Source organism: Paenibacillus sp. 32352, assembly GCF_002042965.1.
Lineage (GTDB): Bacteria > Bacillota > Bacilli > Paenibacillales > NBRC-103111 > Paenibacillus_S > Paenibacillus_S vulneris.
The window spans coordinates 355,056-377,621 of sequence record NZ_MZNT01000003.1; the positions used below are offsets into that span (position 1 = coordinate 355,056).

Genomic DNA, 22,566 nt, shown 5'->3' on the forward strand with positions numbered 1-22,566 from the left:
GCCTTTTTCGATATTAACAGAACACATGTGCGGTTTTTTGTGATATGATTAAGCTATCATATGAGCTGGAGGGTGACATGGAGGAAATTACGCGCTGCGGTTGGGTCAATGAGGACCCGTTGTACAAGGATTACCATGATCATGAATGGGGCGTTCCTGTTCATGATGATCGCAAGCTGTTCGAGATGCTGATTCTGGAAGGAGCGCAGGCGGGGTTAAGCTGGTATACCGTGCTCAAGAAGCGGGAGCATTACCGGCTTGCCTTTGACGGTTTCGATCCCGAGCTTGTGGCTCAGTATGATGAAGCGAAGATGGCCGAGCTATTATCCAACGAAGGAATTATCCGCAACCGGCTGAAGGTACAGGCTGCTGTCACGAACGCACAAGCTTTTCTGAAGGTGCGCGAGCAATTCGGAAGCTTCGACGCCTATATTTGGCAGTTTGTAGGCGGCAGTCCGATCCGGAATCAATGGTCTTCTCTCCGCGAGGTTCCTGCCAGCACGCCTCAATCAGATGCCATGAGTAAGGATTTGCGCAAGCGGGGCTTCAAATTTGTCGGAACGACGATATGCTATGCATTTATGCAGGCAACAGGCATGGTGAATGACCATATCGTGGATTGCATTGCCTATCGTCCAGATCCGGTCATGAAGTAACTCGCTTAATGAAGCTATGTAATCTTGTGCGTCACGAAAATAGTCCCGAATGGTAAAACGGCCCTGATTAAGGGCCGCTTTCTATTTTTGGCGCGTAATGATCCAGCAAATATTTGGAGTAGGCAATCGGATTATAGAAGGATGCCTTCCACTCCTCGTACATTCCGGCTTCCCGAAGACTGTAACGCTGATCCTTGCCGTTACATTCGATAAACAAAGGGAAGCCGTCCGTCGTCATTCCGATATCCAGCCCGAGGTCGGCCATATGAGGAAGGCTTTGGCCTAACTGTCTTGCTACCCGAAGGGAGAAGCCGCGGATGGATTCGATAACACATTCTTGCTGTAGATGAGGATATTCTTCGGCAAGTATGGACTCGAGCCGGTGAACGGACCCGCCTTGAGCGACATTGGTCAGGAACCGGTTAGGGGCGGCAACCTTGACGACGAGCCCGGTTACCTGCCAATCACCGGTTCCATCGCGTTGAACGGACACTCTCATGTCGAAAGGCCTGCCCTGATAAGTAGCCAGCGGCAAATGCTGCTGCACGATATATTGGGTCTTGCGGAATCTTTGCTTTAGAAGGGAAGGAATTCGTCTCCCCTTGAATTCGAGATTCAGCCACTTTTTATTGCGAGTGCTGATGTAGGCAGGATAAGTAAGCCTCCAGCGGTCACCCGAACGCTGCAGTAGCATGACACCGCGTCCGACGCTGCTTCGGTCGGGCTTAATGATCATTTTATCATACAGCTTCATCATGGTATGCAGATTGGACTCTGTTGCCTCGAAGGTACCAGGCAAATGGGGCCGCAAAGAAACATCGTTCATAAGAATCTGATGCGTTTCCAGCTTGCCGTACCGGTTCCATTGATTGAATAACTGCGTCCCGCTGCACACCCAGGAGTGCAGTTCGTCCTGCTCGCGTTGGCCGGGATAAATAGCCCGGTTATGGATCACCAGGGGCATTGGTACCGCTTTACGGATAAACTGGTCATTTTCCATAACGAAGGCTTTGATGGAGGGATTCCCTATGCGGACATCCTGAATGCGGAAAAAACAGGGGATTAAACCATATTGCATGCCCGCTTCCACATAAAAATGCACTGCTTCATATCTTGTATCCCCGCTGGATAGACGGCGGTACAATTTATCATTGATGAGGATGCCTATATAGGATGGCAGCATGAGGCTCACTCCTTTTTCACACAAACTGGCACTACCGATAGAGATATGGTACAGCATATGCCGCAATGTTCGGTTCAGTGTGGACAGGTGCGGTGGGCATTGATTGAACCTTGGGGCGCATGTCCCTTGCGCTTTTCCCTGCCCTATTATACAAAGTTGCGGATGCCGGGCGTTCCGCATACTTCTGCGGTTGAATACATTGCAGGATAAGTAGTTATTAGCAGAGGAGGCGGCGGCATGGATCGTCCCGTCATCGCTATCGTATCTCCCGGTTCCTTCGTAATCCCCTCGGCGGAAAGCAGCTCGGTGGAACTTGTGATCGAACAGGTGGCCCGTCGGCTGAAGCAGGAGGCAAGACCGCTGATATTCGGTAAAGCGGCAAAAGGCAGACCGCTAAAGGAAATCATAGACGGTGTAAAGTATGTAAGGGTTGGGGCTCCCTCTCCCCGTGCCTATATTCGGAACGTAGGCCGTAAGCTTGCTGCTTATCGACCTCATGTCATCCAGATTGAGAACAGGCCCAGGTACATCCGCTATTTGCGCAGACGATTTCCCCGTGCCAGGCTATGGCTCGTGCTTCACTCGCTTACCTTCGTTTCCAAGCCGCATATCGGGTACGTCGAGCTTCGGGCTTGTCTGGCTGCGGCTAACCGGATCATCGTTAACAGCGAGTTTCTTAAGGAACAGCTTATTCGCTCATTCCCCAAGCTGCACCGCAAAGTTCTTGTGAATCACCTGGGGGTGGATACGGATCATTTTGTTACCCGCTGGTCGGAAGAGGGAGAGAGAGAACGGGAGCGCATGCTGGAGAGAATGGGATTGACCGGTAAAAAGATTATTATGTATGTCGGCAGACTGATTGAGATGAAAGGAGTCCATCACCTTCTTCAGGCTATGCCGCAAATCGTCAGGCAGGTGCCAGAAGCGGTCCTGCTGATCATTGGCAGTGCCCACTACGGGTCGAATAAGGTCACGCCGTACGTACAGGAATTATATCGCCAGGCGGATGGGCTGCGGCAGCATGTCCGATTTATTCCTTTTGTTCCGCATGATGAGATATCCAGCTGGTACCGGCTGGCGGATATATTAGCGGTTCCATCCAACGAGACGGAGGCGTTCGGGCTTGTCAACGTGGAGGCGATGGCGTGCGGAGTTCCGGTGGTCGCCACGAGATCCGGAGGGATGAAGGAAATCATAGAGCATGGATCAACAGGTTATTTGATCGATATCCCGCTGCTTGGGAAGGAGCTCCCTTTATGGATAAGCGCGCTGTTGACGGACCAGGAACGGCTTAGACGGATGGGCGAAGCCAGCATAGCCAGAGTCCATGATCGGTTTACTTGGGAGCATACAGCCCGCAGGTGGATGGATTGGTATCAATCTGCTTCTAAAAAAACTAAAATGAATTAAAGTCGGAAGGAAATTCATAGTATTCCGCTGAACTAAGGGGCATATTCGCCTCTTTTTTTGGTATAAACGAACATTTCTACAAAAATAAAAAACTTTTATACAAAGGTTTATTCCAAAAAGATAAAAAGTAGTTTATAATGGTCACATCAAGGTTCGGACAGGGGGATGCTGCATCATGTTAAAGAGAGAAACAAAGAAGGCGTCTTTACTGTGGGGATTGTTCTGGTCTTTCTGTAAAATCAGCCCGATTACCTTCGGCGGCGGCTACGCTATGATTCCGGCTATAGAAAAAGAAATAGTCGAGCAGCGCCAATGGATGGATGAAGACGAAATTAGCGATGCTTTATCGATTGCAGGCTCTGCACCGGGAGGAATTGGCGTCAATGCGGCTACGCTGATCGGATACCGATTGGGTGGACTTCAGGGTGCCATCGCCGCGGTTATAGGAATCTCGCTGCCTACATTTGCTATTATGCTCCTGTTAACCATAGGCTATTCTGCGGTACAGGATTCAGGGAAGGTGACTGCCGCATTCGAAGGAATTCATGCTGCGGTCGTTGCGTTTATAGCTGTCGCGGGATGGAGGATGTGGAAATCCGCCGTTCACGATAAAGCGACGCTAGTTATTATTTTGGCCGCTCTGGCAGCCTTATGGTTTTCGGGATTGCATCCGGCGATATTGCTGCTCCTGGGCACCTTGGCAGGTATCATAGTGTACAAGTGGAAAGAAAAGCTTGGAACGTTCGCAGCAGAAGATAAAAAACAACAGCAGGACATACCCGCTTCGGCGCCAGCCTCAGGTCAATATATTTGGGGAGACGGGATTTGATCGGGCTGCTGGCAGGGGGGGAGGCGTTAGTATGCTTCTGGCGTTATTTTTAACTTTTTTCAAAATAGGTCTCGTCTCCTTTGGCGGCGGGTACGCAATTCTCTCGGTCATTGAGCACGAGGTAGTAGTGAGCCATCAGTGGATGACGCCGGAACGGTTCGCCGATGCGGTTTCGCTGGCAGGCATATCACCCGGTCCGATCGCTACGAACAGCGCGGTGCTTATCGGTTATAATACCGCGGGACTTCCAGGGGCGGCAACGTCAGTATTGGGTATGATTCTCCCTTCTTTTATCATTATTATAGCTTTGGCGCTGTTCTTTTATAAGAAGGGGAGCAGCGGCTTCATGCAGATGATATTTTACGGCCTCAAACCGATGGTGGCGGCGATGGTGGTCTTTGCTGCTTATCGTGTTGGAGTTAATGGCCAAACGATGCTCGGAATGAACGGACATACGCTTGCCCAGCTCCTTATTTTTGCCTTGGCGGTGATAGGCATTGTCAAATATAAGCTTCATCCGCTTGTAGTACTGTCTGTATCTGCTTTGATGGGGACGGCTTTTTTTTACCAGTAATATTGTTTTTCATAGAGTTTGCAGGGCTGCGGCCTTGCAAGCTCTTTTTTTCTACGGCGGAATGGAGTGATCTTTAAAAAAGACATTCAATCGTATTTCCGATCGGTTATTTCCATGATGAATTACTAGCCCTACTAGTCAGCTGCCCGTTGCTGTCCGGCTCAGCAGGAATACAATAACGTATCATCGTTTGTATAGATTTGGAGTGAACATGGGGACATGGACATACGAATTGGCAAGACGTTCCGAAGGCTGGCACGCAGCTATGACCTGCAGATACAAAGGTTGGAATCATATGATTCGGTTTATAGAAAAAACGTCGCCTTCCGGGCGGTAACAGAACAGGGAGACTACTTGATCAAGCCATATGTCAAGCCCTTGATAGCCCCCGAAAGACATATGAGACAGCTTACGAAAAGCATCGGGCATTTGATAGCTCTGAACTATCCGCAGATGCCTAAATGGCGATTGACCAAAAGGGGGGCCATCTGGAAAGTATACAAGGGCAAGCGGTATTATGTGACGGAGTGGGTGGAAGGCAGGGAGCTCGTCATCGAACAGGATTACGAGGAGCTGGGAAAATCCGTAGCCCATCTGCATGCGATTACGAAAGGGCTTCCTGACGGAGATATCGGAATCAACAGTACGCGTGCCCGGATCAAGCTGCTAAAGCTTCATTATGATTTATTTAATCAACAGCTCGAACGTGTCAAGCTGAGGCGTGATTCCATCGGGAGATGGTTTCGGAGGCATGGCAGGCATTGCCAGGAATTGACCGAAGAAGCGTGGGCCCGAATTCGTAATCATGATATGAAGCCGTTGTGGCGCGAGGAGCGGCAGGCTCCCTCCATCATCCATGGCGATGTGACGACACCCAACGTGGTCATATGTCCTCATGGGTTATATTTGGTTGATTGGGATCGGTCGGGTTGGGGGTCTACTTACGAGGAATTAGTCAAGCTGCTGCTCAACACGACGAATTATCAAATCCCAATGATGGATGCCGTTCTGCGTGGTTATGAATTTATCAAGCCGCTCCAGCCGCTGGAACGGATACTGATTAGTGCATTATATCGGATACCGCGTGAAGCGTTGTACGTTACCCCAAGTATTGCGGGCGGACGCTATTCTCCTACGTTTACTATTCTGAAGGAAACCTGGAAGGACCGGTTGAACGCGATTCGATGGATAGATGAGTGGGTGGCAGTAAAAAACGGGTGAAGGGACGGAGCTGTATGTCACTGTGGCCGGAGCTTGAGGCAAGGCATGGCATTCAAATTACCGGAATAAAAAAAGTCCGTGACGTATACCGGTTAAAAACATTATCCCATGGCTATCTGTGCTTGAAAGGCTATAAGGTTACAGAGGATGAAATGCGGTTCATCACTCATGTTCTCCAATATTTGGAGTCAGCCGGCTTTGACAAAAGTCCAAGAGTGCTTCCGGCGGAAGATCAGGTTTGTTGGCATACTTGGGAATCGGGCCACTACACATTGACGAATTGGGTTATTGGCAGGCATCCTGATATGACCTCGAGATCAGATTTTAAAAAGACGGTGCGCACTTTGGCAAAGTTCCACAGGCATGCTGCAGCGTTTCCCGAGGGGATAGCGCCAGAATCAAGAATCCGATACGGCAGGCAAACGGAGCAGTTAGCCGAATATATTCAGCTGCTTCAGTCGTACAAGGGAATGGAGCACTATATTGCGCTTTGCAATATCGTCATGTCCGATTTAAGGCAGCCGGGAATTGTAAGAGCAATTGAACAGGAGCAAGCGCAGCGCACTTTTGTCCATGGAGACTATAATTATCCCAATCTGATAATAAATAGCACAGGCAGGCTTCAAATGATAGATTTTGAAAACACGTCGCTGCATCTACGTATGCAGGACTTATCCCATGTACTGCACAGGAATTTTCCTTGGCAGGCGAGGAGCATGCTTCGCTGGATTGAGTATTACGACAGCAAGCGAACGATATCGAAGGAGGAGAGGCTCCTTCTTCGGCTAATGCTCCTGACTCCTTACCCGGTTGTGAGGTCGCTTCGTCTAAATCAGCCGCTAAACCGGTTGGACCCGCCTCTTCCTTCCGGAAGGCACTTCGAAAGGTATATCCGGGATTTGGATGTATTGCTCTAGCACCCGATGGCTCATCGGGTGCTCTTTAGTGTGCGAACCGGTCAGTCTGATGAATGGCTGACAGGTACGTCATTTTCGGCATGTTCGCAAATAAATGGATTAAGATGGTAATACAATGAGTTATTCGACCAATAGGAGGGATTAGGACATGCAGCTGCAGGAGTTAACGGCCCATTTATTCGATGTGTTGCATATCGAAGGCGATCGTACGGTGATAATTTCCGGTATTCAGATGGACTCCAGAAAGGTTCGTCCTGGGGATCTTTTTGTCTGTGTTCCCGGCATCGACGGCTTCTTGGAGGATCGTCATCATTATGCCTCCGCCGCAGCTGCCCAAGGAGCGGCTGCATTTGTAGTGGAGCGGGAAGTCGAGGCCGACAAGGCTATACCGCGTGTGTATGTCAAGAATGCGAGATATGCCTTGGCTGTGCTATCGGCATACTTTTACGGTTATCCGAGCAACGAATTGAAAGTGATCGGTATTACCGGAACCAACGGAAAGACAACCACGAGCTATATTATCGACCATCTCCTTCGTGATCAGGGCTTGAATACCGGCATCATGGGCAGTATTGTTACCCGAATCGGTGATGAAGTGGCGACGTTCGGGACGAATACGCAGGAGCCGCCTGATTTGCAGCGCAACCTTCGAAGAATGGCCGACGCACAGGCGGATTTCTGTGTAATGGAGGTAAGCTCCCAGGGATTGGATATGGGAAGAGTCATAGGGACCCGTTTCCGAACGGCTGTATTTACGAATCTGACGCAGGATCATCTGGATTACCATCTCACGATGGAAGCCTATAAGGAGGTTAAGGGCCGCTTCTTCGCGAGACTGGGTAATGCGGCAGGGCCTGACTCTTCATTTGCGGTTCTGAACGCGGATGATGAAGCATCCGATTATTTTCGCAGGCAGACGGCTGCGCAGATTATCACTTACGGTATCAGGGAGGAAGCGGATGTGAAGGCGAGCGATATCCGATTAACTGCCGGCGGGACCGAATGCACCGTTTCCTTCCGAGGGAGCCATGCCCAGGTTCGGCTGCCGTTGGTCGGTCTGTTTAATGTTTACAATATGCTGGCTGCATTCTCCGCTCTATTAATAGAAGGAATACCTTTATCCTCGCTAGCCGAAGGGATAAAAACCATGAAGCCTGTCATAGGAAGGTTGGAGTCCGTTGATGCCGGCCAGCCATTCTCCGTATTCGTGGACTACGCGCATACGCCGGATGGGCTGGAGGAAGCATTGAAAGCGATTAAAGAGTTTACCCGCGGGAGGCTCATTACTGTCTTCGGGTGCGGGGGAGACAGGGACCGGGCCAAGCGCCCTGTTATGGGAGCTATTGCCGCCCGGTACTCGGATAAGATCATCTTGACCTCGGATAATCCAAGATACGAGAATCCGGATACGATTATGCTGGACATTCGCAAGGGCTTGCAGCAAGCGAGATATGCCGAAGAGCGATACGAAATGATCGCGGATAGAAAAGACGGCATTGGCCGGGCCATTCAATGGGCTGCTCACGGCGATGTCGTTGTCATTGCGGGTAAAGGACACGAACAATATCAGGTTATTGGGGGCGAGACACAGCCCTTTGACGACCGTAAAGCCGTGCTGGAAGCCTTAAGCGAAAGAAGGAGCAGAGGCAAGGAAAAGGGGGAGGGCCATTGATTCAGCGGCAATGTAATGAGATAGAACGGATGGTTCAAGGTTCGGGGTTATCGGAGCATTACCGGAATACTGCGATTACCGGAGTGTCTATTGATTCGCGAACTTTGAAGCGGGGCAGCTTGTTCATTCCTATCGTCAGAGAGAAGGACGGCCATCACTACATTCATGAAGCGATAAGCAGGGGGGCCGCGGCATGTCTATGGCAAGCAGATCACCCGTCCCCACCAGATCACTTCCCTGTCATCCTTGTTGATAACTCGCTAAGCGCCTTGCACCGGTTGGCGGGTGAGTACCGCCGTCAGCTTAAAGTAAGGACGGTGGGCATTACAGGCAGCAACGGCAAAACAACGACGAAGGATTGGGTTGCTTCGCTGCTGGCAACGACTTTCAAGGTCGAGTATTCTGACGGCAATAAAAATAATCATTTCGGCGTTCCGCTGACCCTCCTGCAGCTGAAGGAAGATACGGAGATTGCCGTTCTGGAAATGGGGATGAGCGGGCTCGGAGAGATTGATCAATTATCGCGGTTAGGCCGACCGGAAGCTTCGATCATAACGCTGATCGGCGAGTCGCATTTGGCGGAGCTCGGCTCCAGGGAAGCTATCGTTCAGGCCAAGCTGGAAATCTGCAACGGAATGGAGGGGCCGGGCGTTCTTGTTTATAACGGGGACAATCCTATGCTTGGGGCAGCGGCAGAGCGGCAATTATCAGGCAAGGAAGTTCGGACGGTTCGATTCGGTACCGGTTCGCATAATGATTATTACCCGCTATCCGTAGCCCTGAGCTCCCGGGGGACGCATTTTACCTGCCATCCCCGGCCCGAAATACAATACACCATCGGATTACCCGGAAGGCACTATGTGACCAATGCGCTAGCCGCATTGGCTGTTGCCGATTATTTCGGCGTTCCGGCCGAAAGGACGGAAAGAGGCTTGCGGGATGCGGTTTTATCTGGAATGAGAATGGAAGTGATCCGAGGGGGAGCGGGTTTTACCTGGATTAACGATTCGTTCAATGCAAGTCCGACCTCCGTAAAGGCTGCTTTGTCTTACCTTCATGAGCTGGAAGGGTATAGACGCAAGATCTTGGTGCTTGGCGATATGCTGGATTTAGGGGAGCAAGAGATTGATTTTCACCGGGAAATCGGTGAGCTGCTGGATCCGCACAAAGTAGACTGCGTTTTGACGCTCGGCAAGCTTTCCACGGAAATAGCACATGCCGCGTCCGGGGCATTCCCTCCCGGCAGTGTCGAAGCGTTTGAACGAAAATCGGACTTGGCCAGGGCCATAGGGCTCATTGCTGCACCGGGTGATGTAGTCTTTCTGAAGGGCTCCCGCGGGATGCAGATGGAGGAATTGATTGCAATGGTTGACGGGGGCTGAGCCCGACGGCCTACAGGAAGCCGGGAAGTGACTGGGTTTGCGCCTATTTTTGTATGGGTTAATGACTTCCTCCTGGGTGAATGCATATGTTACAAAAGACTACTTTATGGTTGCCAAAGTCTATTGTTAATGCAATTCACAGGTGAACCATCACGGGGAGGAAGTGCAAAATGAAGAAGCGCAGCGGCCGTAACGCCGCCAAAATCACCCCGCTAGGCGGCAGGCGGAGCGGCAGTTTTAACGAACTGAAATGGCTTGATGAGGAACAGACGAAGGATAAAGTCGTCAAACGGAGTCATCGGGAACCAGGGGATGTAAGTATCAGTCAGGTGGCGCTGCAAGATGAAGAAGAAGATGAACTGAAGTTCTTGGATAGCGATACTCTTCAAGGGGACAGATCTTCCGCGGGTGCTTCCAGAAGCGATTCCAGGGTCAACACCAAAAACGATGCCAAAATTGAATCCAGGGGTGAATCTAAAAGCGAGCCCAAAAACGAATCCAAAAACGAGCCAAGTCATCAAGAGCCTGCGGTGAAGTCATCATCCGTATTTAAGCCTCTTAATGTGCAGCCGATGCTGCAGCAGCGCAAGCAAGCGTCTCCCAACAATCCGGTTGTATATACGGATGATATTGCCGATGAGGCGGTAACACAGGAGAAAATTGCCCGCAATGCGGTAGACGGGAGCAAAATCAAGCGCGGCACCATCGGCCAGGAGCAGCTGGCGGATTACGCGGTCAGTACGTCTAAGCTTGGTGACCGCAGCGTCACACAGCAAAAGCTCGGAATTCGCTCTGTTACAGAAGAACATATTGCTCCTTATGCGATTTCGGGAGATAAGATTCAAGAGAGGGCTATTAGCGGCGAGAAGATCCAGGATAACAGCATTACTTCCGAAAAGCTGGCCGATAAGACCATAGACGCGATAAAAATTGCCGAGAGGTCCATTCATACGAAGCATTTGGCAGAGGAAGCGATTACCGGCGAATTGATTCTCAATCAATCGATTACCTCGGAGAAGATCAAAAGTGGAGCCATCCAGACGAACAATTTGGCCAACTATGTCGTCAATACGGCTAAGCTGGCGGATCTGTCCGTAACGACGGAGAAGCTTCGTGATCAATCGGTTACGGCCAGCAAGATTGCGGACGGGGAGATCACTTCACAGAAGCTGGGAAGCCATTCTATTACCGAAGATAAGATCGCTCCGTGGAGCATCACGAAGGAGCATCTGCAATCTGCCGTCATTTTGCACGAGCACTTATCCGGTGAAATTATCCGCAGCGGCAACATAGCGGCAAATCAGGTAACTGCGGAGCATTTGGCAGCCGAGTCTGTGTTGAATGAGCATCTGCAGGACGGGGCGGTTACTTCCGAGAAACTCGGCAGACAATCGGTTACCGGAGCACACCTTCAAGAGCAATCAGTTGAAAGCAGGCATCTGCAGTCCAAAGCGGTGGAGACCCGTCACTTGGCGGATAGCTCAGTCACCGCCGATAAGCTGACTGAACAGAGCGTAGGAGCTCAACAGCTTTGCGACGGTTCTATCCATGCTTCGAAGCTGCAAGACGGGGCGGTAACTTCGCCGAAGCTGGCCAAAAGGGCGGTAGCCGCAGAGCATTTGTCTGGCGGCGCCGTAGGGAGCACTCATTTGGCTGAGAAGGCGGTGCAGTCCAGCCATATTGCAGTGCAAGCCATTAGTAAAGAGCATCTTCAGGATCAATCGGTGATTACGGCGAAGCTTCAAGACAGGGCAGTTACCTCCGAGAAGCTGGCGTTCGGTTCGATTCAGCACCAGCATATCCAGGAAGGAGCCGTCACGACAGGGCAAATGGCCAACCAGAGCGTAACGACCTCTAAGCTTGCAAGCGAATCGGTATCTACGGATAAGTTAACGAATTTGTCCGTGACGACGGCCAAATTAGCTCATTCCAGTGTAACCAGCGAGAAAATCGGACGCGAAGCTGTGCTTGGCGAGCATCTGGGGGTCGGCTCTGTTCAATCCGCGAATGTGGCCAAAGCTGCCATCAAGACTTCCCATATCGCTACGGAAGCCATTACGAGGGAGAAGCTGTCAGACCGCGCCGTCACGTCGGAAAAGATTGCCGATAACGCCGTGTTAAGCGAGCATTTGGTTTCCGGAGCCGTAAAATCATCCCATCTTGTTCCTGGAGTCATTGGAACGGCCCACCTTCAGGACCAATCGGTGACAAGCGCCAAGCTGGAACCCGGGGCGATTGAAACGAGGCATCTCAGCAATGAGGTAGTCGGCAATGAGCAGCTGAGCAGAGGGGCAGTTGGAACCGAGCAGCTTCAGGAGCAGGCTGTGACTTCTTCCAAGCTAGGCAGCGGCGCCGTTCATACCTTCCACATAACGGAAGCGGCCGTCGGCAGTGTTCAGCTGCAGGATCGGTCGGTGACAAGCTCCAAGCTGGCACGGGGTGCAGTTGAATCGGTGCATTTATCCGAGGGGATCGTTGGAAGGGAGCATTTGCAGGAGCAATCGGTAACGAGCTCCAAGCTGGCTGCCGGTGCCGTAGAATCCGACCATTTGTCCGATGGGATCGTTGGGACCGAGCATTTGCGCGAGCAGTCTGTAACGAGCTCCAAGCTGGCGATAGGCTCAGTCGAAGCGATACATTTGTCGGTAGGGACGGTAGGAACGGAGCAGCTGCAGGATCATTCCGTTACTGGGGCAAAGCTTGCGGCAGGGTCTGTGAAGTCCACCCATCTTGTCGAAGGCGTCGTAGGCACGAGACATCTCCATGAACAGTCAATAACAGGCTCCAAGCTGGCTCTGGGAGCCGTTAAATCCGATCACCTGGCGGAAGGCGCCGTGGGCAGCGATGCGCTTGCCGATAGCTCAGTAGGAACGGAGCATTTGCAGGACGGGGCGGTTATGGGCTCCAAGCTGGCTTGGGAAGCGGTCAGCGGCAGACATTTGTCTCATGGCTCAGTGGGGACGGACCACCTGAAGGAGCGATCGGTAGCGGCATCCAAGCTGGGATTAGGGATCATAAGCGGGGAGCATCTATCTGACGGAGCTATTGGAGCCAAACACATCAGTGAAGGAGCGGTCGGCAGCATACAGTTGATGGATGCCTCCGTGACCACAGCGAAGCTGGCCCCGGGTTCGATCGTATCAGTCCACCTCGCACCGGAGGCTGTAGGAACGGAAGAGCTTGGAGCGGAAGCGGTCGGCACAGTGCATCTGCAAGGGGGTTCCGTCACGGGCTCGAAGCTTGCGGCAGGAGCCGTAGAAGCCGTCCACATTACTGCAGGAGCTGTAGGCAGCGAGGAGCTGGCAGAAAGCTCAGTAGGAACGGAGCATATACAGGATGCTGTTGTAACCGGAGTGAAGCTTGCACCAAACGCAGTAGGATCCGTTCATATTACACCTGGAGCCGTCGGCAATGAAGAGCTGGGCGAAGGAGCCGTCGGAACGGGAGAGCTTCAGGAAGGAGCTGTAACCGGAGCGAAGCTCGCATCCAATGCGGTGGAATCGGTGCATATTAGTTCAGGGGCCGTAGGCAGCGAACAATTGAGTGAAGAAGCCGTCGGAACGGAGCATTTGCAGGATGGTGCCGTGACAGGAGCAAAGCTTGCGGTGAACGCAGTGGAGTCTGTGCATATCAGCACAGGGGCCGTAGGCAGCGAACAATTGAGTGAAGAAGCCGTTGGAACCGAGCATTTGCAGGATGGCATCGTGACAGCAGCAAAGCTTGCGTTGAACGCGGTGGAGTCGGTGCATATCAGCACAGGGGCCGTAGGCAGCGAACAATTGGATGAAGAAGCTGTCGGAACGGAGCATTTGCAGGATGGCATCGTGACAGGAGCAAAGCTTGCGGTTAACGCGGTAGAGTCGGTGCATATCAGCGGAGGGGCCGTAGGCAGCGAGCAATTGGGTGAAGAAGCTGTCGGGATGGAGCATTTGCAGAACGGCATCGTGACAGGAGCAAAGCTTGCGGTGAATGCAATCGAGTCTGTGCACATCAGCGCAGGGGCCGTAGACAGCGAGCATTTGAGTGAAGAAGCCGTCGGAACGGAGCATTTGCAGGCCGAATCCGTAACCGGGGAGAAGCTGGCGCTGAACGCGATAGAATCGGTACACATCCGTGCGGGAGCTGTCGGCAACGAAGAGATTAGTGAGGGTGCCGTGGGAACCGAACAGCTGCAGGCCGAATCCGTAACCGGAGCAAAGCTGGCGCCGAACGCGGTAGAATCGATTCACATCTGTGCTGGTGCCGTCGGCAACGAGGAGCTGAGCGAAGGAGCCGTCGGAGCCGAGCAGCTGCAGGAGAAAGCTGTAACGGGAGAGAAGCTGGCGCCGCTCGCAGTAGAATCAAGACACATTAGCGCAGGAGCTGTCGGCAGCGCCATGATAAGTGAAGGAGCCGTCGGATCGAAGCATCTGCAGGAAGGGGCTGTTACCAGAGCAAAGCTGGGGATTGGTTCCGTCGAAGCTGCTCATATTACGGCAGGAGCCGTAGGGAGTGCCGAACTCAGCGAGAACGCCGTGGGAACGGAACATTTGCAGGAAGGCGCTGTGACCGGCCCCAAGCTGGCGGCAGGCGCAGTCGCTTCTGTTCATATCGCTGCCGGAGCTGTAGGAAGCCTGGAGCTCGGAGTGGGAGCGGTAGGTGCCGAGCAGCTGCAGGAGTCTGCGGTTGATGGCTCCAAGCTTGCGCTCGGAGCCGTGGGAACGGAGCATCTCGCAATTGGGGCCGTAGGGAGCGACCAGTTACAGGAAGGCGCTGTAACGGCCGATAAGCTGGCTCCTGGAGCTGTCTTTGCGGAGCATATCACGGAAGGTGCCGTCAGCGCCGGGCATATCGCCGCTGATGCCGTCGGAACCGAACAGCTGCAGGACAGCTTAATCACTAGCGCGAAGCTGGCCGCGGCATCGGTTACCCTCGAGCACATGGCGACAGGTTCTGTCGGCAATGAGCAGCTTGCGGCAGATGCCGTCAGCACACACAATCTGCAGGATGTGTCAGTTACAAGCACGAAGCTGGCTGTCGGCTCCGTAGAGAGCAGGCATCTGGCTGTAGAAGCTATAGGAACGGCGAAGCTGCAGGATCAATCGGTGGCATCGTCGAAGCTTCAGGATCAATCCGTGACGTCATCGAAGCTGGCCCCGGCCAGCGTAGAAAACCGCCATCTGGCATCCGACAGCGTCACCAGCTCCAATCTCCGGAACAGTTCCGTCACGAGGGAAAAAATTGCCCAGGGTGCAGTAGGGACCGAGCACTTAAGCAATGATTCTGTCGATGGACTGCATATTAAGCAGGAGTCCATCTCCGGTTACCACATCATGCCGGGCAGTATTTCCGAGCTTCACCTGGAGCCCGGATTAATCGAGCGGTTAGCCGCCGCGGTATCAGCGGTAACGGAGACTCAGGCAGACTCGGAAACGGCAGAAGCTCTGGAGGATGTGGAAGTCGTTACGGTCAAAGAAGCTCTAGAATCAGACGATGCTCCTGAAGCAGCGGAAGCCCTAGAGAACGAATTCCAGGAAGATGAGCCGCCGGTTTTTTCCGAGCCAAGGGCCATAGAATCCATTGGAAGCGAACAGCTGCAGGACGGTTCCATCGAGACAAGGCATATAGCGGACGGAGCGGTCACTACGCAGCAGCTTTCCTTCCAGCCTGTGCAATCCGGAAGGCGTTCCGCTGCGCTGCAGCATTTCGGCCTCACCTCTTTTGCCATGCGCGTGGAGGAGGAAATGGTGGATCTAATCATTGAATTTGATGAAGCGTTCGCTGACGAGAGCTATGTATTGGTTGCTACGACCTCGAATCCGTCCTGCTACGCCATCATTCAGGAGAAATGGAAGGATAGCGCGTTGCTGCAGGTCGTTCGAAGCAAGTATTCGCCTGAGCTGCTAGGGGTTGTCAATTGGATTGCAATCGGAACTAAAGCTTGATGATTTGGCGGGTAACGATATAATGATAGGGATGGGAGCCGTTTATTGAAACGGCTTCTTTATATTTTCAAGCTAGAAGAAATATAATGTTCACAGAAATAATTCTTTTCAAAATAGTTCGACCATGTTATTATTTCGTATAGAAATATTTCTTGTACGAAATAGTTTCGGACTGGAAACAAAAATGTGTCGGGGAAGGGGGCTTACATAGCGTGTAGAAGGGCCGGTCGCGAAAACAACATGAATCTTGCACAAAAGCCAGCTATCTCATCGAAAAATAGCCGACAGGTTCGGGTTTTTCGCAGGGAATATTGCCCAAACCTACCTTGTTCGACCTCTTTCGGTGTGGTATATTTTTGTGTATAAATATTTCGCCTACGAAATAAGTCGGAGGGTTGGCAAATGAGCAGAGCTATGCAAATCGGCAATTCTATACGGAAGCTGACAAAAATTTTTAATGCTACGATGGGGAAGGACCTTAAGGAAATCGGGTTGACGACTCCTCAAATCGCCACGATTGGTCAAGTGTACTTCGAACGTAAAACGATCGGGCAAATATCGGAATGTACCCAGCTGTCTTACAGCACGGTTTCCGGTATTATTGACCGGTTGGAACGGGACGGGTGGCTTGAACGGGTTCGGGACGAATCGGACCGGCGCATCGTCTGGATCAGACGAACAAGCAAGATCGAAGCAGTGAAAGAAAAGCTCCATTTTTTCCAGGAGAGCTTCTACGAGAATTTGTTGGCGGATTTGAATCAGGAGGAGCTGGATACGATCATTCGGTCCTTGGATCTGCTGACTACTTATTTAGAGAAGAAGGTTGAGGAGAAAACATGAAGAAGAAACAAGTCTTGTCCATCATCCTTGCGGCGGCTGTTGTCGTGGCAGCCGGGGGAGGGTACACCTACTGGTATCAAGGGCATTATTTTATCAAGACAGAGGATTCAAGAATTACAGGCGATATTTATCGCGTTATGCCCCGGATTTCCGGCAAATTAACTTCTCTAGCGATCAATGAAGGAGATACGGTCTTGTCCGATCAAATCGTCGGCCAGCAGGATAACACGAACCTGGCTACGAGCAATCTGGATCAGGCCGCATTGCGTTCACCGATCGAAGGAACGGTTATCAAGACGAATGCGAAGGTCGGCGAGGTAGTGTCTCCAGGACAAACGGTCGCTATGATCGTTAACAAAAAAGACTTGTACATTTCAGCGAACATTGAAGAAGGAGATATTAACCGAGTGAAGGTCGGGCAAACGGTTGAATTCACGGTTGATACTTTCCCTGGGGCCAAATTGACAGGAAAGGTTAAAGAAATCGGTGAAGCGACAGCAGCCACCTTCTCCCTTCTGCCTGCTACAAACACCAGCGGGAACTTTACCAAGGTAACCCAGCGCATACCGATCAAGATTTCCATCGACAGCCAGGATGGACTCTCGTTAGCTCCGGGTATGAGTACTACTATTAAAATTCATTTGAAGGGGTAAGGGAAATCAGCCATGAGAAAAAAACAGATGACATGGATCCCGGCGATCCTTTCATTAGCCGTTGCATTTGCACTTCCTGGATGCGGGGATGTTAACGGCAAGGCCAATGCGGCTCAAGAAATATCGGTTAAAGCGATCAAACTGGGCCAGAACGTGGATTCCGGATTGAGCGGCAAAATTATTCCTGACCAAGAGGTTAAGGTGGTTTCCAAAGGCAGCGGCAAGGTAGCGAACGTTACGGTAGACGAGGGAGCCGTTGTCAAAAAAGGCGACGTGCTTGTCCAACTGGAAACCGACGATTTGACGCAGCAGGTCAAGCAAGCTGAAGCGGCTCTGGTCGCATCCCAGGCAAAGCTCGCCGATACGCAGGCAGGCGCCAGAACGCAAGAGATTCAAGGGCTCGAAAGTGCCGTGCAGGCAGCCCAAGCTTCTCTCGAGCAGGTGAATGCGGCTGTTGACCAGGCTAAAGCGGCCTTCGACTTATCGCAAAAAACATATAATCGGCTAAGAAATATGTACGACAGCACTAATACCGTTACTAAAGAGGATATGGATAAAGGGACGTTCGATTACGAAAAATCAAAAGCGGCCTACGATCAAACCGTAGCCCAGCAAGCTGCGGCGCAAGCGCAGGTATCTGCCGCCCAATCCAAGCTGGATCTGGCCAAAAGCGGCGCTACCGGCAATACGATTGAAGCGCTGCAAGCGGACGTGAACCGCACAAGTGCCGGCGTGGAGCTGGCTAACAGCGCATTGGCGAATGCCACCATTTCTTCGCCTATCGACGGCATTGTTGTCAAGCGCAGCATTCAGCCTGGGGAAATGGCTCAGCCGGGCGTAGCCCTGCTTACGGTCGTTAAAATGAACCCGGTTCAAGTGGAACTAAGCGTTCCCGAAGCGCAAATCGGCAAAATGAAATCCGGGTCCGACGTCGAAGTGAAGGTTGCCAATGTGCCTAATAAATCGTTCGCAGGCAAAATTTCTTTTGTAAGTCCTGTATCGAACGCCAACAGTACAACGTTCCCTGTGAAAGTAACCATCGATAACACCGAAGGCTTGCTGATGGCGGGAATGCTGGCTGAAGTTCACATGAAGGATACCGAGCAAAAGAACGGCCTGGAAGTTCCGAAATCGGCTCTGATTAAAAAAGATAACAAAACCTTCGTCTACGCTGTTCAAGACGGTACAGCCAAGCTGGTTGAAGTGAATACAACCGACAAAAATGCGGATTGGGTTTATGTAAAAGATAATGCAACCCTAAAGGCGAATGCACAAATTATCATCAATCCAACAGATCAATTGGCGGACGGCAGTAAGGTGAAAGTGGAATAGGGGGCATTACCGTGGCTGAAAAGTCTCAACACACACAAGCTCCTCTAGCGGATCAGAACCAAGAAGCCAGCTTCTGGCTGCCGCTGATCGCTATTATTCTGGCAACCTTCGTATCGGTGCTCAGCAGCAGCTTGGTCAACGTAGCCCTGCCTAAGCTGTCTACCGTATTCGGAGTTCCCACGACGACGATCCAATGGGTGGTTACGGGATTTATGCTGGCTTCGGCCGTTGTTATCCCGGCGAGCGGCTTCCTGTCAGCCCGTTTTGGAAGCAAGAAGCTGCTTGTTATTTCCGTTATAGGCTTTACGATCGGATCGTTCCTGTGCGGAGTCGCATGGAATGATTCGAGCTTGATCGCTTTCCGGATCTTTCAAGGCTTGACCGGCGGCTTCATCATGCCTGTCGGGATGACGGTCATGTATACGATTGTTCCACGGCATCAGATCGGCCTTGCAATGGGAATCTGGGGGGTCGCCGCCATGGTTGCCCCTGCGCTCGGTCCGACTCTCGGGGGCTATCTGGTTCAGTATTACAGCTGGAGAACGCTGTTCTTTCTTAATGTGCCGATCGGCATTATTGCAGCTATCGCATGTTATGTATTATTGAGGGAAAGCCCGACGAATCCGAAGCTGAAGTTCGATATATGGGGAGCTGTCTTTTCGGTCACCTTCTTCGGAACGCTTCTGCTGGCACTCAGTAAAGGCCAAACGGAAGGCTGGACTTCGCTTTATATTGTCAGTTTGTTCTATATTTCCGCTGTGAGCCTGGCGCTGCTCCTTTGGGTTGAATTGACTACAGATCAGCCGCTGCTGGATTTAAGAATATTTAAAAATCTTAAATTCTCGGCGAGTACGCTGACATCGGGTCTTGTCATGATGGCCATGATGGGCGGTACGTTTCTGATGCCGATTTACCTGCAGAACGTTCAGGGGATGACGGCCATGGACTCGGGGATTCTATTGCTTCCGCAATCGGTTGCGATGGCATTGATGATGCCCATCAGCGGTAAGCTGCTGACGAAGCTCGGTATTTTGCCGCTGGGTATTGTAGGTCTGTTGATTCTTGGTGTTACCACCTATGAGCTTCATAGGCTGACCGCCGATACGGCGCATATATGGATTAACGTATTGCTAACGATCCGCGGACTCGGTATCGGTCTTTGCATGATGCCTATTTCGACAGTAGGTATGGGAGCTGTGCCTAAAGAACAGATCAATAACGCATCCCCGTTATCCAACGTATTCCGTCAGGTTATGTCATCCATGGGGATCGCGATATTGACTACCATTATGAGCACACGCCAAACGTTTCATAATTTCCGGATTTCCGAGAACGTTCCGAGCACTTCGGAGGCGGCCAGCAGTGTGGTTTCCATGCTCTCCGGCGCGTTAACACAGGGCGGAGTGGATTCGGCAACGGCCAGCGGCACCGCGTTGACCTATATTGCCGGCTTCATTCAGAAGGAAGCCTTGGTTCGAGGTATTGCAGATACCTTCTATATTTCGGCAATTCCGGCATTTATATGCATTCCGCTAGTCTTTTTACTAAGAGACAAGAAGAAGACTCAAGAGCAGTCTGCTCCGGCTAAAGCTCCGGAAGAAGCGTCATCCGGCAAGCCGGCTTCAGCGGCGATTCAAGCAGAACCTGTCAAAGCTTAATCATTACTTAAATTTAGCAAAATTCTGGAGGAAACAATCAATGAAAAACGTATGGGGAAAAACAGCATTGGCGTTCACCTTAGTTATGTCCACAGCATCGATGCCTATTGCTTCCGTATGGGCCGATGAAGCGGGTCAAGTCTCCGTCGTGAATGCGCCTGTCTATCAGCAGCTGACCGATTCGCTTCGCGTACAGGTCAAAAGCGTGCTGAACGAGAAAACATCGGACGGCGTCAATATCGGGGTCGTTGTCAATCTGAAAAATGACAGCTCCGTTTCCAAGCGTGTACCGGATTACGAGCTTCGCGTCAAAACGGAAGACGGTACCGTATATACATTGGTGGGCAGCTCCACGAATGTCCACTCGGCACTTCCTAATTCGGAAGCCGAGCTGAGCTACATGATTAAGCTCGACAACAAAGATGCCGTCGGCTTATCTGAGCTGCAATGGGTCGACGTGGACTGGAATGTATACCCTAAAACGGAAACGACGGTCCTGGCGGTTCCTATTTCCGGATTAAGCTGGGCAGGCGCCGATGCGGTGATTACCGATCCGTCCGCAATCAAAAATTGGGGCGACGCCTTCACCATAGCATCCAGCAATCTTCCTTTGACTTATACTCCTGTCGATATGGATAAACAAAATAATGGCCAAAAAACAGCTTATGTCGTTAAGCTGATGGTTGAGAACAAAGGCGCCTCTACCGTGACGGTCCCTGACCTAGTATTGGAAGGGAAAGACGGAACCTCCTCCTTCCAGGGGAAACAGGTTGAACAGACCAAAGTGACAGTGGAACCAAATGAGAAGAAATACGTTCATTATGCTATTGAAACCAATCAAGATACGATCTTGAAGACGATCAATGTTCTGACGCCGGAAAGCTTTGTACAGACCGACGCCAAAGGACAAAGCACAGCCGTCAGCTATACGGTCGGACGTATTCAAATCGTGCTGCCGGAAGGCGGCAAAGTACCGTCCGCCCTGCAGCCGTTCAATTATACCTATAACACGAAAATCGCATTCGATACGCTGAGCAAAGCGGTCAATTCCGATGTCGATGTTTCCTTGGTTGAGCTGACCATGCATGAAAACCAGGGCATCGGCTACAAAACGGCCATTGCCAAATTCAAGTTAACGAATAACAGCGATTCTCCAATTCCTGTACCGGCATTTGGGGCCGAGTTGAACACCGCTCAGGGAGTAAGCTACGCTGGCAGCAGACAAATCAATCCGCCGAAGCAGCTTATGCCTAAGCTGTCCCACATCGTAAGCTACTCCTTCATCGTTCCGAACACAGAAGAGGGACAAACGATGGTTCTTAAGCTTTCCGATACGCAAACGGCAGCTCCGTACAAATCGGCTATTGCAGCCTTGAACGTGACAATGCAGCCGCTCGCTCAGCCTGAGGATGTCCTGTCCTTCTATCCGTTCCAAGTGAAGGTGGATAGCTGGAATATCCAAGCTTATACGAACCTGGCGACAGCTACGATGCCTCAAGTCACCTACGGCTACAAGCTGAAAATGAACTTGGATATCAAGCAAACGGACAATGTCGTAGTCGATCAAGATTTCTCCAAAATGAAGGTAGCCCTGGTCGATTCCGCAGGCCGTACTTTGGCAGAAAACGATTTGGCGTTTACAGACAGCGGCGGTATCAACAAATTGGTATCCGGCGAAGTGATCGTAGACTTTAATAAAGTACGTTCGGATTATCAGGATACCAACCTGACCATCCAAATGTACGAAGCCATTCAAACCGAGTTCGGCGAAGCCAAACGTCTGGTCGCTGTATTTAAATAAGTTGAGACTTGTCCCGCGTTTCCAGTTGATGGAGGCGCGGGATTTACATTGATGGTATGAAGAGGAGCCCAGAAATGGAGACAGAACAAGCAGTACTGGAGCAAATGGAAGAGACATCCAGGCGTATCATGAGAAAACTGGTTTCCTACGGTAAGTATGTGGACCGCCGTTTTTCCGGTTCCCAGGTGAGTGCTCTTCAAACTATTGAATTTTACGGATCGTTAAAGGTATCGCAATTGGCGGAATGCTTATCGCTATCGTCGAGCGCGGTTACTTTGCTGTGCGATAAACTGATTCATAACGGATACCTTCAAAGAGAGCGCAGCTTGGATGACCGGAGAGTCGTCTGTCTGGTCATTACACCGTCAGGCAAGGAGATGCTGCAGCAGCTGCTGGATAAAGAAAAAGAAGTAATCAGCCGCTGGCTGACAGGAATATCTCTGGATGAAATGAAGCAGTTTAGCAATACGTTACATCGGATTAGGGAGAACGTAAAAAAATTGTAAAGGATGTT

General features: G+C 51.3%; 16 protein-coding genes. 15 read left to right on the top strand and 1 reads right to left on the bottom strand.

The features are described from left to right. The first annotated feature begins 77 nt into the window (after positions 1–77). Entirely contained in the window at positions 78–656 is a 579-nt protein-coding gene (locus B1728_RS09310; protein ID WP_079909917.1) for a DNA-3-methyladenine glycosylase I, read from the top strand. Between the two features lie 67 nt (positions 657–723). Here B1728_RS09310 and B1728_RS09315 read toward each other — a convergent pair whose 3' ends face one another. Next, positions 724–1,839, bottom strand: a complete 1,116-nt coding sequence (locus tag B1728_RS09315; protein ID WP_079909918.1) for a YheC/YheD family endospore coat-associated protein — start codon at positions 1,837–1,839, stop codon at positions 724–726. Positions 1,840–2,076: 237 nt separating this feature from the next. Between B1728_RS09315 and B1728_RS09320 the strand changes: the two genes are divergently transcribed. The 14 genes from B1728_RS09320 to B1728_RS09385 all read left to right on the top strand — a co-directional run bounded on the left by B1728_RS09320 (position 2,077) and on the right by B1728_RS09385 (position 22,558). Then, on the top strand, positions 2,077–3,249 hold the full coding sequence (locus tag B1728_RS09320; protein ID WP_079909919.1) for a glycosyltransferase family 4 protein: 1,173 nt from the start codon (positions 2,077–2,079) through the stop codon (positions 3,247–3,249). Between the two features lie 175 nt (positions 3,250–3,424). Next, entirely contained in the window at positions 3,425–4,078 is a 654-nt protein-coding gene (locus B1728_RS09325) for a chromate transporter (RefSeq protein ID WP_079909920.1), read from the top strand. Positions 4,079–4,109: 31 nt separating this feature from the next. After that, a complete protein-coding gene (locus B1728_RS09330) occupies positions 4,110–4,652 on the top strand; it encodes a chromate transporter (protein WP_079909921.1) in 543 nt (180 codons plus the stop codon). A 219-nt stretch (positions 4,653–4,871) separates the two neighbouring features. Further along, on the top strand, positions 4,872–5,873 hold the full coding sequence (locus B1728_RS09335) for a phosphotransferase (protein WP_079909922.1): 1,002 nt from the start codon (positions 4,872–4,874) through the stop codon (positions 5,871–5,873). 14 nt (positions 5,874–5,887) lie between these two features. Beyond that, on the top strand, positions 5,888–6,790 hold the full coding sequence (locus B1728_RS09340; RefSeq protein WP_079909923.1) for an aminoglycoside phosphotransferase family protein: 903 nt from the start codon (positions 5,888–5,890) through the stop codon (positions 6,788–6,790). A 148-nt stretch (positions 6,791–6,938) separates the two neighbouring features. Then, positions 6,939–8,462: a UDP-N-acetylmuramoyl-L-alanyl-D-glutamate--2,6-diaminopimelate ligase gene (locus tag B1728_RS09345; RefSeq protein ID WP_079909924.1), complete on the top strand. Its 1,524-nt coding sequence runs from the start codon at positions 6,939–6,941 to the stop codon at positions 8,460–8,462. Continuing rightward, positions 8,459–9,844 carry a UDP-N-acetylmuramoyl-tripeptide--D-alanyl-D-alanine ligase gene (locus B1728_RS09350; protein ID WP_079909925.1) on the top strand — a complete coding sequence of 462 codons (1,386 nt, stop codon included), beginning with the start codon at positions 8,459–8,461 and terminating at the stop codon, positions 9,842–9,844. Before B1728_RS09345 ends, B1728_RS09350 begins: the two co-directional genes overlap by 4 nt. Positions 9,845–10,014: 170 nt before the next feature. Next, entirely contained in the window at positions 10,015–15,768 is a 5,754-nt protein-coding gene (locus B1728_RS09355; RefSeq protein WP_079909926.1) for a WIAG-tail domain, read from the top strand. 402 nt (positions 15,769–16,170) lie between these two features. Continuing rightward, the gene (locus tag B1728_RS09360; RefSeq protein ID WP_079909927.1) at positions 16,171–16,608 is read left to right on the top strand and encodes a MarR family winged helix-turn-helix transcriptional regulator; all 438 of its coding nucleotides are present in this window, start codon (positions 16,171–16,173) and stop codon (positions 16,606–16,608) included. Further along, positions 16,605–17,261, top strand: coding sequence for an HlyD family efflux transporter periplasmic adaptor subunit (locus tag B1728_RS09365; protein ID WP_079909928.1), 657 nt, complete (start codon positions 16,605–16,607; stop codon positions 17,259–17,261). Before B1728_RS09360 ends, B1728_RS09365 begins: the two co-directional genes overlap by 4 nt. Positions 17,262–17,273: 12 nt before the next feature. Then, positions 17,274–18,593, top strand: coding sequence for an efflux RND transporter periplasmic adaptor subunit (locus B1728_RS09370; protein WP_079909929.1), 1,320 nt, complete (start codon positions 17,274–17,276; stop codon positions 18,591–18,593). A gap of 11 nt (positions 18,594–18,604) precedes the next feature. Continuing rightward, positions 18,605–20,251, top strand: coding sequence for a DHA2 family efflux MFS transporter permease subunit (locus B1728_RS09375; RefSeq protein WP_079909930.1), 1,647 nt, complete (start codon positions 18,605–18,607; stop codon positions 20,249–20,251). A 40-nt stretch (positions 20,252–20,291) separates the two neighbouring features. After that, positions 20,292–22,052, top strand: a complete 1,761-nt coding sequence (locus tag B1728_RS09380; RefSeq protein ID WP_079909931.1) for a hypothetical protein — start codon at positions 20,292–20,294, stop codon at positions 22,050–22,052. A gap of 74 nt (positions 22,053–22,126) precedes the next feature. Then, complete coding sequence (locus tag B1728_RS09385; protein ID WP_179135956.1) at positions 22,127–22,558, top strand: MarR family winged helix-turn-helix transcriptional regulator; 432 nt, start codon at positions 22,127–22,129, stop codon at positions 22,556–22,558. The last annotated feature ends 8 nt before the right edge of the window (positions 22,559–22,566 follow it).